This is a genomic window from Neptuniibacter sp. QD57_21 (assembly GCF_047778075.1).
Classification (GTDB): Bacteria; Pseudomonadota; Gammaproteobacteria; order Pseudomonadales; family Balneatricaceae; genus Neptuniibacter.
The window spans coordinates 2,488,169-2,502,195 of sequence record NZ_CP180549.1 but is presented as its reverse complement, the minus strand read 5'-3'; the positions used below and the strand labels follow the sequence as shown (position 1 = coordinate 2,502,195).

General features: G+C 43.5%; 14 protein-coding genes. 6 read left to right on the top strand and 8 right to left on the bottom strand.

The window, feature by feature from the left end; genetic code table 11:
- Positions 1-102: 102 nt before the first annotated feature.
- From ACMXYS_RS11280 to ACMXYS_RS11255, 6 genes are all read right to left on the bottom strand, one after another.
- Entirely contained in the window at positions 103-1,380 is a 1,278-nt protein-coding gene (locus ACMXYS_RS11280) for a sensor histidine kinase (protein WP_415896558.1), read from the bottom strand.
- A complete protein-coding gene (locus ACMXYS_RS11275) occupies positions 1,377-2,033 on the bottom strand; it encodes a response regulator (protein WP_415896557.1) in 657 nt (218 codons plus the stop codon). Before ACMXYS_RS11275 ends, ACMXYS_RS11280 begins: the two co-directional genes overlap by 4 nt.
- A gap of 166 nt (positions 2,034-2,199) precedes the next feature.
- Positions 2,200-2,649 (bottom strand): DUF2852 domain-containing protein, encoded by a 450-nt coding sequence (locus tag ACMXYS_RS11270; protein WP_415896556.1) that lies wholly within the window; start codon positions 2,647-2,649, stop codon positions 2,200-2,202.
- 141 nt (positions 2,650-2,790) lie between these two features.
- Positions 2,791-3,687 (bottom strand): LysR family transcriptional regulator, encoded by an 897-nt coding sequence (locus tag ACMXYS_RS11265; protein WP_415896555.1) that lies wholly within the window; start codon positions 3,685-3,687, stop codon positions 2,791-2,793.
- 72 nt (positions 3,688-3,759) lie between these two features.
- Positions 3,760-4,104: a hypothetical protein gene (locus tag ACMXYS_RS11260; RefSeq protein ID WP_415896554.1), complete on the bottom strand. Its 345-nt coding sequence runs from the start codon at positions 4,102-4,104 to the stop codon at positions 3,760-3,762.
- Between the two features lie 207 nt (positions 4,105-4,311).
- Entirely contained in the window at positions 4,312-5,961 is a 1,650-nt protein-coding gene (locus ACMXYS_RS11255; RefSeq protein ID WP_415896553.1) for an EAL domain-containing protein, read from the bottom strand.
- Positions 5,962-6,144: 183 nt separating this feature from the next.
- On the opposite strand from ACMXYS_RS11255, the gene ACMXYS_RS11250 reads away from it, so the two are divergent.
- The 6 genes from ACMXYS_RS11250 to ACMXYS_RS11225 all read left to right on the top strand — a co-directional run bounded on the left by ACMXYS_RS11250 (position 6,145) and on the right by ACMXYS_RS11225 (position 11,803).
- On the top strand, positions 6,145-6,441 hold the full coding sequence (locus ACMXYS_RS11250) for a c-type cytochrome (protein ID WP_415896552.1): 297 nt from the start codon (positions 6,145-6,147) through the stop codon (positions 6,439-6,441).
- A gap of 245 nt (positions 6,442-6,686) precedes the next feature.
- Entirely contained in the window at positions 6,687-7,046 is a 360-nt protein-coding gene (locus ACMXYS_RS11245; RefSeq protein WP_415896551.1) for a TraR/DksA family transcriptional regulator, read from the top strand.
- A gap of 49 nt (positions 7,047-7,095) precedes the next feature.
- Positions 7,096-8,424, top strand: a complete 1,329-nt coding sequence (locus ACMXYS_RS11240; RefSeq protein WP_415896550.1) for an ATP-binding protein — start codon at positions 7,096-7,098, stop codon at positions 8,422-8,424.
- Positions 8,417-9,412: a HupU protein gene (locus ACMXYS_RS11235; protein WP_415896549.1), complete on the top strand. Its 996-nt coding sequence runs from the start codon at positions 8,417-8,419 to the stop codon at positions 9,410-9,412. Before ACMXYS_RS11240 ends, ACMXYS_RS11235 begins: the two co-directional genes overlap by 8 nt.
- 2 nt (positions 9,413-9,414) lie before the next feature.
- Positions 9,415-10,866 (top strand): nickel-dependent hydrogenase large subunit, encoded by a 1,452-nt coding sequence (locus ACMXYS_RS11230; protein ID WP_415896548.1) that lies wholly within the window; start codon positions 9,415-9,417, stop codon positions 10,864-10,866.
- A 67-nt stretch (positions 10,867-10,933) separates the two neighbouring features.
- Complete coding sequence (locus tag ACMXYS_RS11225) at positions 10,934-11,803, top strand: patatin-like phospholipase family protein (RefSeq protein ID WP_415896547.1); 870 nt, start codon at positions 10,934-10,936, stop codon at positions 11,801-11,803.
- Here ACMXYS_RS11225 and ACMXYS_RS11220 read toward each other — a convergent pair.
- Complete coding sequence (locus ACMXYS_RS11220; RefSeq protein WP_415896546.1) at positions 11,784-12,146, bottom strand: DOPA 4,5-dioxygenase family protein; 363 nt, start codon at positions 12,144-12,146, stop codon at positions 11,784-11,786. The two genes, ACMXYS_RS11225 and ACMXYS_RS11220, sit on opposite strands and share 20 nt — an antisense overlap.
- A 65-nt stretch (positions 12,147-12,211) precedes the next feature.
- Entirely contained in the window at positions 12,212-13,846 is a 1,635-nt protein-coding gene (locus ACMXYS_RS11215; protein WP_415883962.1) for a methyl-accepting chemotaxis protein, read from the bottom strand.
- Positions 13,847-14,027 lie beyond the last annotated feature (181 nt).

The following is a 14,027-nucleotide window of genomic DNA, read 5'->3' as shown; positions in this document are numbered from 1 at the left end:
GGTATGGTAAATAATCAAACTTAGGAGAGACTTAGGGCGTTAAATATAAGTGGCGTAGCTTATCTTCTTTTGCCGCTGGGCTAGAGCAGGCGGCTAGACAGCCTAAGATAAAGGCTGCTGATAACGGAATCGCATACCGCCTTGATCAAGGTTTTCCAGAATTAAACGTCCTCTGTTTTTTCGCGAAATTTCTTCGCAGATCGCCAGACCTAGACCGTTGCTTTTATTGGCATGGGACCGACCGCGATGGAACGGCTCAAAGACATGTTTCATGGTTTCAGAATCAATACCTGGACCATTATCATCAACAATAAATACAAGCTGGTTGTCTTCTTCATACAGAGAAACATTGATTGTCTTCCCCTCAGGAGAATACTCAATGGCATTGCTGATGGCGTTCTGAAAAATATGCCATAAGTGGTTATCCCTATTGGTAATCTTTATGGTTTCTATTTTTTCCACCCCAAGGTCCTGTTCTTTTCGATCTGCTATGGGGTGCAGGCTGATAACGACATCTTGCAGTAACTCGTTCACTGAAATGACCTCTTCACGTGTTGGTGTATCAGCTTGTAATCGGGCTAAGTTCAGCAATTGCTCGACCAGAGACTGTAAGCGGTTTAATCCAGAACGTAAGTTGGAGACATCGGCTTGTTTATTATTTTGTAAATTTTCAGCTTGAATGCTTAACCCAGAGACAGGTGTTCTTAACTCGTGTGCAGCATCAGCAATAAAGCGTTGTTGGCGTTTAATACCTTGTTCAACTCTCCCCATTAATCGGTTAATAGCATGAATAAAGGGTGTTATTTCTTCAGGCACATGATCGGTGTGTAATCGGGTCAGATCATCACTATCCCGTTGGTTTACCTCTGCTGCTAACTGATTAATTGGCCGTAACAGTCTTTTTATGATGATTTGAAGCCCAACTAACAAAGATAGGGATAACAGCAGCATGGGGATAGCAGAGGCGAGGGCGCTGCTTAAAGCCAGCTTTTCACGGATATCCGTCTCTTGAGCAATCGCGTACAACTGATCTTGATGTTGCACGACTAAAATGCGCCAAGTAGCCTCATTAATATCTACATAGCCAAGGCCCGATTCTAGATCGGTTGGAAATTGTAATGGCTGGGTAACTGCTAAGGATTGGACGACGATAGACTCATCATCTAAATCATATCTTAGTGACTGTGTGTTAATAGAATTGCCTGCTTGCAGCCAAGTAGCGATTTGCTCTAAAAGGTCATCTTGGAGCTCTTTTGCTTGGATATATGCGGCAGCAAAAGAGATTAAAGAACCGACGACGCAAAAGGTGGCGACTAAAATCAGTAACCATTTTCTAAGGTCACGTTGTAAGGATGTGTGTTTTAAGGCTGAATGTTTCAAGGTTGCACCATCCAACCAAGTCCTCGAATATTCTTAATGCTGCCTTTGCCCAATTTTTTACGTAGACCATGAATGATGAACTCAATCGCGTTGCTAGCGATATCATCATCCAAACCATAAACTTTTGATTCCAATTGTTCGCGGTTAAACGTTTGCCCTGCTCGCATCATTAAGGTTTCTAGCAAAGCGAATTCTCGAGCAGACAGTTGGTATGTTTCCCTTTCAACGATGACGGTAGCGTTCTTCACATCTAACTTCATACTTGAGGTTTCAAGTACTGGAGTACCAGCTCCTTGGTTTCGACGGCTAATCGCGCGCAAACGTGCTTGCAATTCTGCTATTGAGAAGGGCTTGATGAGATAATCGTCTGCACCTAGGTCCAACCCATTAATTCTATCGTCGACTCCATCTCGGGCAGTAATGATAATAACTGGGATACCTAAACCTGCTTGACGGATTTGACGCAAAATTTCGAAACCATCTAGATCAGGTAACCCTAGGTCAAGTAGCAAGGCGTCATAGTCACCAGATTTCAGTAAGTCCAAAGCGCCCGCAGCTTGTTGAATCCATTCAATATTTTGATTGGACTCCGTCATTGCTTGGGAAACACCATGCCCAATCAGCGGATCATCTTCAATCAGCAGCAGTTTCATCTGTTAACCATTATTTCTCTTTAATCTAGAGCTCATGCTTCTTAACCTATTTTAGAAAGCATTGATCTCAGGATAACTGTATATCTCTTAAACCAACAAACTTATTGGTTATTAAAGCTTAATTACCTCAAAACCACCGCGCATTAGGCGGTGGTGTTAATGAGAGCTAGCTATCATCTTTATCTGATTTACTCAGATTGGACATAAATGCATCAAATTCCTGTTGATCTTCACGACGCTTTGCATCTGCTCTAAACGTCCGGAAAGCATCTTCGCGTCTATTTATCTTTTCTTTCATTCTACTAATGCTTTCATATTGGGTTTGTTGGAATTCGTTAAATACACTGTTGTTAGTTTCTTTGTTTTCAACAGTCGAGCGAAAGCGTAAAAGTTGCTGCCATTTCTTTCGTGTCCAACTTGGCAGTTCCTGAATAGGATTACCTAATATTGTCCATAGCAAAATTGCTAGCCCTAAGATGGGAAAGACAATAAATCCAAGAGCCATTGCAGTTATGTTTGCCCAACTCCAGTGACCTTTGCATTCATCTAGCTTTATATTGGCCTCGACATGAGATTTAGAAGCACCCTTTGCGGCGGAATAATTTGTCGATGACATGACATTTTCTCTCTATGTTTAATTAGAATTTATACGCTTGGGGGCCAAGCTCTGAGCATAGAGTAATAAATGAAACTTAGTTAAAACTTAGCAGGTATGCGTTAGCTGATTTGTGATCACTACTGTGGATTATCGGGAATTTTAGATTTGTAGAGACGTATCTCGTTTACATATGGCGTTGATCGTTGGGTTACTTGAGCTGCTTCTGCGTGTAATTCCGTAGAGGTCATCAGTTACCTCGGTAATTTCAGCAATACACTCAACGCTATATTGGCGGCAGACTTCTTCAGCTATTACTGTAGGTGCAGCAAACACCCCATGTCCTTTAGACCCGAAGACTTTAATTAACGCACTGTCATCAATTTGTGCTTTTACATATGGCCTTATTTGGTGTTCTTCAAACCACTGAATTAGTTGGGCAAACCAAGGGGCATTAATTGCATTGGATAAGAAGGTTTCTTTATCCATACTGATGGGGAAGTTCTCGCGTAGCTCGGCTGCTTTTTTAGGCTCTGCAAACAATGATACGGTCGATGAATCGAGTTTATAGATGAACAGATTGGAATCTGAATTGTATTCAGGGAGTTCGTCAGTCAGTAGTAGATCGATCTTTTTCTGGCTTAACAGTGTTAGCAGTTGAGCGGGGATTCCGGTTGTGCTGTTTAGTGTTACTTCCTGATCAATGTCAAATACAGGTTCGATAAGGTGATAGGCTATGAGTTTATGGATCGAAGATGATATGCCAACGTTTAAGTTTGTAGGTCTGTTTTGTGGCTTTTCCTCCAGAAAACGATCTAGTTCCTCTGCAATGCTGAACATTTGATCGGCGTATCGAGCGACTTGCTTGCCTAAAGGGGTAATAAGTAAGTTTCGGCCTTTTCGCTTGAACAGCAGACCACCAATGGATTCTTCTAGAGAAGAAATTTGGCTGCTTATTGTTTGCGGCGTTAAATCTGCAATCTCACTGGCTTTGGCTATCGATCCTTCCTTAGCGACTAGCCAAAAGAAATAAAGATGACGAAGGTTGTACTTACTCATAAATTGGTTTCACCCTTGGTAGTGAACTCAGAGATGATTGGTAAGTATAACCCTCATCAAAAGGGGAAGTGCTTAAGAGGCAATGGAATGCTGAACTGTTTTTAACACAGTTGGTTTATGTCTAGATTCAGTTACCTTGTCTTCTTCTACCATGAACAGGTGATAAGCCTCTGGACCAAAAGAATCTAGAGCGGTTAACAGATAAGAGAACTGATCATTTACAGGCTCGCCCGTTCTTTTTACTTTGAAATTAAAACGTTGTGAAGGGATGGAGCTGAGTAGTGGCTCTTCGACCCATAAGTAAAGTGATTGATCCGAAATAACATACTCAAATCTAACGGGTTTAAAACCTTCTCTTAGGGTCAGAGTTTGGGTTTTGTCAGAGAGTTCTAATGGATATTTCAAAATGGCTTTCATGACTACACTCCAATGTTCTGATGTTGTTTGGAGTATATTTACTTAGAATAAATCTGTTTTGAACAGTTTTTATCGGCGTATTACTTCGAAATTTTCGATGAAAGGGGGCGGGATTTAGTCTAAAGGCATTGTTTTGGGATGTAGGGCGTATGTCTACACCCATTCAAAAAGAGACCAGTTTTGGCGCCTACAGTGATAGTTCTACACCTAACAAGTGGCTTCTTCTTCGATTTCAATATCCCGCTTTGATCGTTGTTCGGAAATCTTAATCAGCTGAAGTAGTTCATGGGCAGGTATGGCTCTACTGTAATGCCAGCCTTGGTGTATTTCGATACCGAGTTTATCTAAATGGGCAACTTGGTGTGGTGTTTCTACGCCTTCTGCGATAGTGATTAGATCTAGCTTCTTCGCCAAACTTACAATCATCTCTAATATATGACTATTGATCGAATCAGTCCCGATGGATGCGATAAAGCATTTGTCCGCTTTTAGGTATTTAACCGGTAGTTGGCCGAGGTAATGCAGGCCACAGTAGCCAGTGCCAAAATCATCTATAGCGATTTCGATACTTGCTGCCGTTAATTTGATAAAGGCTTTCTGAATTCGATCGTCTGCACCATCGACCAATACATCTTCCGTAACTTCTAGAACCAAGTTAGGAATGAGGGTTTTGTAGTGGATTAGCTCTCGTACTGATTTAGCGTCTAGTAGATGATTTGAGGATATATTGATGGTTACTATGAAGTCTGGATGGCTTAGTAGGATAGGGCGTAACTCGTCGTAGCAGTTTTTAAGCTGCTGTGAAGTCATCTTGTTTATAAATCCTTTTTCTTCTGCTTCTGGGATAAAAGTAACAGGGTTTTTTAAGCCTTCAGCTGGATGTTGCCAGCGCATTAATACCTCAACGCCCATGATCTGTTTATCTGAAGCTTTGATCAGTGGCTGATAGAGGTTGAAAAATTCACCATGCTTGATCGCTTTTTTTAGTAAGTGGGCGCTGTCTGATAAATAGACAATAAGGTATTGGAAAAGTAGAGTGAGCAGAAACCAAACGCTTAAACATAGGGCAATGCCTTGTATGCTTAAGTTTCTTTGATCACCAAAGATGATCTGTTTCTCGTCACTTATAACCACGCTTAATTCAGGAAAGGTAATAAGTGGGCTATAGGCGGCAACTTGCTCAAGTCCGTTATTAAATTCAGCTTCCACTACTTTGGGTTGATCTATAGGTAGTTTCAAGCCAGATTGAGGCCTGGCATAAGGTCCATTCATAATAATTGGTCGCCCAGTATCGCTATGGATTAGGCCGGTAAAGCCAAGTTCACTAGAGCGGTTCTGTAACTGGTTCTTAAGCCAACTAATTCTGACGAGAGCGTTAACTTCCCCTCCTTGTTTCAGACTTCGCGCAAGTACAAAAGCCGGTTGTTTCATATACTCGACATTTACGGGGCCTAGGAAGCGTAAACCGAGTTGGCTTGGGGGAGGTGTGACGAAGATAGGCTTTTCGTGTTTTTTCCAGCTTGTGCAGATTAGCTGACCATCAGCATCAATAATACCCATCTCTACAACAGGGGCGACGTTAAACATAATGCTGCGCATGTCGAATAGGATCTCTTCGCTGCATTGATTGCTAAGTTTTTCTAAATCGATCAGTACGTTGTTAATGATGCTGTAGTTGATATCGAGCCATTCAGACAGTTGTCGAGCTTTGGTTTTTAGATCACGTTGCTGGAGTTGCTTGTGTTGTTCAGCCTGTTCATAGCTAATAAATAGAGTGATAAATAGCGTAATAATTGCGCTGATTAACGCAGGTGCGAGGTATTGCCTGTTCCATATGCGGAGTGTTTGCGCTTTCACAATTAGCTCACTTAATCCCTATAGTGGTTCAACGCTACCATAAATTGTTGTATCACCAAAATTCACCCATCGGATGGAATTTGTTGAAATTTGAACAGACCTTTTAGTCTTTATGCGCTGGATCAAGGATTTTTAATTGAATTTGCTGTTGAATGAAAATTAAAAATTCAGTGAGGTGGATTTATGGGTAAGTTAGTTCAGGGTATCGCTTGTGGCTTGTTGGTAGCTGTTTCTTTCGGAGTACAGGCTGACGGCCAAGCTGTTTACGATAAGCATTGCAAAGGCTGTCATGTGGCAGGTGTAGGTAATGCACCAAAACCTGGTGATAAGGCAGAGTGGGATAAACGTAGTGCGGCTGGCATTGATGCAATGGTTCAGACCGTTATTCAGGGTAAAGGTGCTATGCCAAAAGGCGGCACTTGTACTGACTGTGATGAAGCAACTCTAAAAGAAGCGGTTGAAGTGCTTCTAGCTCAATAATCTAGCGTTGAGCTTTTTCTATCGAAATATGGCAGAGTCTTTTGCTGTATTTCGGTAGAGATTACACAATTCCTCCTTTCCTATCTCTTTTCAATCCTGTTCCTTTTCGTAGTAATTCAGTCTTTTTAATATGAATTATTTATGCCACGCTGTACTGACCTTAGAATATAAGTAATACCTGCATTATTGCTAAAACCGTAAACTGTATATTAGGTTTATTGAAGCTGGATTCGTATGAGGCGTATATGGCTGATTTTATTGATGAAACTCAAGTAGATACATTACTTAAACAGCTCCATCAGTTGCGTGATGAACTAGGTGAGGAAGCTTCTGCGCTCAAGCATGCTGCGGAACCTGTGAATCTCGATCAGCAAGCATTTGGCCGTGTATCTAGAGGTGATGCATTGCAACAGCAAAGTATGGCGAAAGCAAACTTGCGTCAGTGCCAAGAGCGCATTCAACTGATCGAAGACGCCTTGCACAAAATAGATAATGAAGAATATGGATTTTGTGAAGGTTGCGGGGAGTTGATTTCATTTGCGAGATTAAGTGCACGACCTGAGTCCCTATATTGCCTTACTTGCCAGCAGGAACAGGAATCTTAAAGGTATCGTCTGTTTAAAGGTCACGAGTGTTTTGAGTTAAAGAGCCGCTATGTCAGATAAGAATAACGATGCGCCGCAGCTTGATCCGGGTGTCGATGATGCTTGGGTTAGTGTTATCCGAAAAATGGATGAAGCGTATGCTGATCTTGTGCATTCTCAAGTAGAAGTTGAAGAGAAGAATGCCGAACTGCAAGAAAATAAGCAGTTCCTGGATAGTGTTCAGAGCTCTATGAGTGATGTGCTGATTGTTTGTGACCATTTAGGGCAGATACAACAAGTTAACCGCGCTTTAGAGATGTTAACAGGCAAGTTAGGTGAAGAGCTGGTTGGCAATCACTTTACAGATCTAGTTGATCCCCGTTTTTTGCAAAAAGTTAATGGACTGATTAATCAGGTACGGGTTCAGCCTGTGCGTGATTGCGAAATTGAACTGCATGGGGTGGAGGGTTCTATACCGCTTTCAATGAATTGCTCACCACGTAAAAATCATCGTGGTCGATTAGTGGGCATGGTGTTAATCGGCCGCCCTTTGGGTGAGCTGCAAAAAGCCTATATCGAACTAAATAGCGCCCATGCCGAGCTTAAGTTGGCTCAAGAGCGTTTGGTGCAATCAGAAAAGATGGCCTCGCTAGGCCGCTTGGTGGCCGGTGTAGCTCATGAGCTGAATAACCCGATCAGTTTTGTCTATGGCAATATGCATGCACTACAGCGCTATACTGATCGATTAAGTCAGTATTTTGATGCAATAAACGAGGGGCAGCCTCGAGACCAGCTCAAAGAGATGCGTGAAGAATTACGTTTAGATAAATTAATTCGTGATCTTAATTCGTTGGTGGCTGGCACTATGGAAGGGGCGGATCGAGTTAAAGAGATCGTTAATGACCTTAAGCAGTTCTCTTCAACTCAAGAGTCTGAGAAAACCTTGTTTGATCTCACGCATGTGATCAGAACGGCGCTGCACTGGATTATTAAAGAGAGTAAACAGCCGGTAGAGGTTGTTGATCTTATCCCTTCAGACTTAAAAGCGGTTGGGCATTCTGGCCAAATCCACCAAGTCGTTGTGAACCTCGTACAAAACGCCGTTGATGCCATGCAAGGTTGTGAGCGGCAATGTTTAACCCTAGAGGCCGAATCATTTAAGGACAGAGTCGAATTTAAGGTTAGCGATACAGGGCCAGGAGTTTGTGAAGATGATCTATCTCGCTTGTTTGACCCCTTCTTTACCACTAAGCCTGTCGGTCAGGGGACTGGCTTAGGTTTGTCGATTAGTTATGGAATCGTTTCGGAGCACGGCGGTGAACTGCGCATCTTTAACCGTGATGAAGGTGGGGCAATGGCTGTTTTAGTGTTACCAACTGAGGAGGCGAAGGATGTTTAATCTTCTTTGGCTTCAGTCTGCAGGTTGTGGTGGCTGCTCTATGTCGCTCCTGAATGCTGAATCGCCTGATCTAATGTCTACCTTCAAAGCCGCCAATATTAATCTGTTATGGCACCCATCGTTGAGTGAAGAGACTGGTTCAGAAGTAACAGAGCTTTTAGAAAAAATCCTCGAAAATGAACTTAAGTTAGATGCTTTATGTATTGAAGGGGCTGTGCCCAGAGGCCCTGATGGTACGGGCCGTTTTCATATGTTAGGCGGCACTAATACGTCGATGATGACTTGGGTCCAAAAATTAGCACAGAAAGCAAAATATACGATCGCGATTGGCTCTTGCGCGGCCTATGGCGGCATATCAGCAGCAGGCGAGAATATTACAGATGCTGCAGGTTTACAGTTTGAAGGGGAGGTCCCTGGTGGCATTTTAGGGGCTGAATACCGCTCTGTTTCTGGTTTTAATACGATCAATATATCTGGCTGCCCAGTTCATCCTAATTGGGTAACAGAAACCTTAATTAGCTTAGCGTTAGGAGAGCACTCAGAAGAGGCAGTAGATCAATTTGGTCGACCGCGCATGTATGCTGATCATTTGGTGCATCATGGCTGCAGTCGCAATGAATTCTATGAGTACAAAGCCAGTGCGGAAAACCCTGGCGACCTAGGCTGCATGATGGAAAATATGGGGTGCCTTGGTACCCAAGCGCATGCGGATTGTAATACCCGTCCTTGGAATGGGGAGGGCTCATGTACCAAAGGTGGCTATGCCTGCATTAATTGCACAGCGCCCGAGTTTGAAGAACCTATGCATAGTTTTATGCAGACCCCTAAAGTTGCCGGTATTCCGGTAGGGTTACCTACAGATATGCCTAAAGCTTGGTTTGTCGCTTTAGCTTCCCTTTCAAAAGCGGCGACGCCGGATCGTTTGCGCAAGAATGCGACTTCGGAAACATTGATCTATCCACCCACAGTCCATAAGAGAAAAAGTTAGATATGAGCCGAATAGTTGTGGGTCCTTTCAATCGTGTGGAAGGGGATCTGGAAGTTAGCTTAGATATTGCCAAAGGACAGGTAAATGGGGCGCGAGTGAACTCTCCAATGTTTAGAGGGTTTGAACGGATTATGCATGGGCAAAATCCGATGGATGCGTTGGTGTATACCCCACGTATCTGTGGTATCTGCTCGGTAAGTCAATCAGTCGCTTGCGCCAGAGCATTAGCGGATATGATGCAGCTAGAAATGCCAGAGAATGGCGAGCTAGCGACTAATCTCGTGTTAGCTAACGAAAATATGACGGACCTCCTGACGCACTTTTATCTGTTCTTTATGCCTGATTTTAGTCGCGATATTTATGCAGGTAAGGATTGGTTTGAGGCTGTGAGTAAGCGCTTTAAAGCTAAAACGGGCACAGCAACACGCGCGATGCTACCTGCTCGTGTTGAGTTTCTACATCTGATGGGCTTGATGGCTGGTAAGTGGCCACATACCTTAAGTCTTCAACCAGGTGGGACAACGAAACCAATCGAATCTCAAGAAAGAATTAGGCTCTTAACCATTCTATCTGCGTTTAGAGGCTTTCTTGAAGAGCAGTTATTTGGTGCTGACCTAGAAGAGGTGGGTGAGTTAGATTCTCTATCAGCGCTAGAAAAATGGTACTCAAAAGAGCATTGGAGTCAGAGCGATTTCCGCACGTTCTTGCATTTAAGTGCTGATTTGGAACTGAGCAATTTAGGCCGTAGTACTAATCAATTTTTAAGTTATGGGAATTATCCGCTGCAGGGCAAACCGATGTTTAAACCGGGTGTGAATTTCCATGGGGAAACTGGCGTATTAGCACCAAGTTCTATCACTGAAGACCTTGCTTACTCTTGGATGGAATCCGAGCCTGAACCATTACCGCCTCAAGAGGGTAAGACGAACCCGTCGTTAGCTAATGAAGACGCGTACACTTGGTGTAAAGCGCCAAGGTTTAATCGCCAAGTAATGGAAGTTGGCGCACTTTCACGTCAGCTTATTAATGGCCATCCACTCATCACTGACCTTATAAACCATTCTGGTGGTAATGTTGAAAATCGTATTATTGCGAGACTGTTGGAATTAGCATTGGTGATCCCTCAGATGCAGAAATGGGCTGCGCAACTGAATCCACAGGCTGATTTTTGTCATCAAGGAAAGTTGCCAAAAGAGGGTTCCGGAGTAGGTATGATTGAGGCTGCTCGAGGAAGTCTAGGACACTGGATCAGTGTTGAAAAAGGTAAGATCAGTAATTATCAAATCATTGCGCCTACGACATGGAATTTCTCACCGAGAGATAGCCAATCCGTGCCGGGAGCTTTAGAACAAGCTTTAGTCGGCGCGCCTGTGCAGGATGGAGAAAAAGAACCGGTGTCAGTTCAACATATTGTTCGGTCTTTTGATCCTTGTATGGTCTGTACGGTGCATTAGCGATCTTAAATTGTTGTGACTTAGCGTAGTCGCCAGGGGACATGAAAAGGTAAGGAATGCTTAATTTATGAAAGATCAGTCTATTTCGTTAGTACTGGGTAGCGGTGGTGCTAGGGGTCTAGCTCATATAGGTATTATTCATGAACTGGAACAAGCTGGATATAAGATTGAATCGATTTCCGGTTGTTCTATTGGCGCTTTGATTGGTGGGGTATACGCTGCTGGCAAATTAGCTGAATTTGAGGCTTGGGTCCGGGCGATTGATAAGACGGATATCCTAAGTTTGCTCGATTTGACTTGGCGATCTGATGGCCTTGTGAAGGGCGATAAGATAATGGACACCTTAGTCCAGTTAGTCGGCGATTGGAAAATTGAAGATCTGCCTATTCGATTTACTGCAATCGCTGCTGATATCGATGATGAAAAAGAGGTTTGGATGAGCTCTGGATCACTTTTTGATGCGATTCGGGCGTCTATTTCTTTACCGATGTTTTTCTCTCCCGTGCCTTACCGTGATTCTTTTCTAGTGGACGGCGGTATTCTAAATCCGGTTCCTATAGCGCCTTGTTTTAATGATCAAACCGATCAGATTTTTGCCGTAAATTTAGGCGGCGCAGTTGAGCACGGTCTCTTTATTGAGGAGAGGCACGAAGAGGAAACGGATCGTAGTTTCAAAGAGCGCGTGCATAGCTTTGTCGAAAAACTATATAAGTCAGATGAAGAGGAGGGTCGCTCATTGAGTATGTACGATGTGGCCCATCAGGCCTTCGATACCATGCAGGGAACTATTGCTAGGCAGAAGCTAGCAGCGTATCCGCCGGATGGCGTAATTGAGATACCTCGAAATGCCTGCGGTATCTTGGAATTCCATAAAGCTGAGCCACTTATCGAACTTGGCAAGCAGCGTGCGCGCGCTTTTATAGCGACGTTGGATTAGATTGTTTCTGCCGTTTAATAAAGATAGATAGATCTATTTCGTAAGATTTTCCTAACCACATGACGTAATCACGGTGGTCTTTAAGGTCATCCCCAGTCACTGGGTGAATAAGGACATCTAGATTGTCTCTATGGTAATTCAGCCATTGGACAACTTCCGCGAACTGGGTGCCAGTAAAACTCAGTTGGCAACTGCCTACTGGATGCGGGCCTACAGGCTTTTGATGAAGCCTACCTGCTTTAACCTCTAACGCTTCGCTCGCTTTTAGTACAAGTGATTCGGCTTTGGCGTAACTGCTTTCATCGAAATAGATATGGGCGTGATAGGCGTTAAACAGTTGCATGGTTCTTCCCTATAAACAAAAAGCGCCCTCATTAAAGGGCGCTTTAAACAGCTGAGTCAGAGATATTAAATCTTGAACTGACTCACTTTCCCATTCAGATCAACAGATAGGCGAGATAATTGCTCGCTGGCTGCTGAGATCTGAGTTGCACCGTCTGCGGATTCTTGCGATGCGTCATTGATAGCAACGAGTGATCGGTTGATCTCTTCGGCTACGCTAGTTTGCTCCTCACTTGCAGAGGCGATATGAGTATTCATATCGGTAATCATACCCACTGCCTCAGAGATGCCCTGTAATGCATCACCAGCTTCAGATGCTTTGCTACCCGCTTGTTCAGCTTCGCGTTGACTCTGTTCCATTGCTGATACAGCAGTCCGTGTACCGGATTGAAGGCGCTCTATTGCATTTTCAATCTCAGTTGTGGATTGCTGAGTACGCTGTGCTAGTGTTCTAACTTCATCGGCTACTACGGCGAAGCCTCGACCTTGATCACCCGCACGTGCTGCCTCAATCGCTGCGTTGAGTGCTAGCAAGTTGGTTTGTTCAGCGATGTCATTGATTACACCAATGATAGAACCGATGCTCTCACTATCGTTCTCAACGGCAGTAATACGTTCAGATACCTGAGAAACGTTACCTACTAGCGAGTTGGTGGCGGAAACTGCTGCTGATACGATTTCGTTACCTTGTGAAGCTTGCTCAAGCATCATTTTCGCTTGGCTATCCGCATGCTCTGCATTGGTTGCTACGTCTTGAGAAGTGGATACCATCTCATTCATGGCACTTGCCACTTGTTCAATTTCTAGCCGCTGATTATTAATGCTGTGATTAGCTTGTGAGCTGATTGAAGACATCTGTTCTGCAGCAGACGCAAGTTGTTGAGTGGCGTTACCAATATCACCAATTAGTTTACGCTGGTGGCCTAACATTTTATTAAAGTTAGTGCTGATTTCAGTGAGTTCGTCATTGCCTTGTACAGGTACATTGGCGGTTAGATCTGACTGGCTAGCTACTTTATCCATCGAATTGCTTAAAGCATCTAGGGGGGTTTTTACAGAGTGGTAAACTAACTTACTAAGGATGCCGAGTAGAGCTACAACAGCTACGCCTAAAGCGATCATGATAATGATTGCTGTATCGTAAGCATTGCTAATGGTTTCGCGCTCTTCAGAGGCTACGCGTAGCTGAAGGCTAATAAGCTCTGCAATTTTTTCACTAATCGGGTCAATAGTGTCATATAGAGGACCATCGAAATCCTGTAATTGACCGGCAATGTAACCGCTACTCATACCGCTCATAGCTTTTTCGAGGCTATCTAAGGATTGGTTCGCAGCTACAAATAAGGTCTCAGCTTCTTTGGCTAGCTGTTCCTCTTCAGCTGTTAGAGTTGTGGCCATATATTTTTGCCACTTTTCAGAAATCTCAGCTCGTGCGTCTTTAACGCCTTTTAAAGCTTCTTCACCGGTCATGATCCCAGCATTAGCTTTGTTAACCGCGTCGATAACAAAAACCGCATAATCATCTGCGATAAGTTTTAAATCTTCTAGAGGTACCACACGGTCTTCATAGATACGTGCTGCCCCATCGTCGGCCTGTTTTAGCTCATTTAGAGAGGTGGCGATAATGATGGCTACAGCAATAATCGGAAGTATGGATGTAAGAACGAGCTTAGTGCGAATGCTCAAACCGCTTAATAACATTATATGTCCTCATACCTTTCGGTGAGAAAATTATTAGAGCCTTTGAACTTGTATTGTTCAGATCCCTGGCCGGTCCCCCACAGACCAAACAGTAACCTAACTACTGCATACATCCACTGTTACTATAGTTATAGCTGCTCAATGTTTTATTACAACTATTAATTAAAATTATCTTATATTA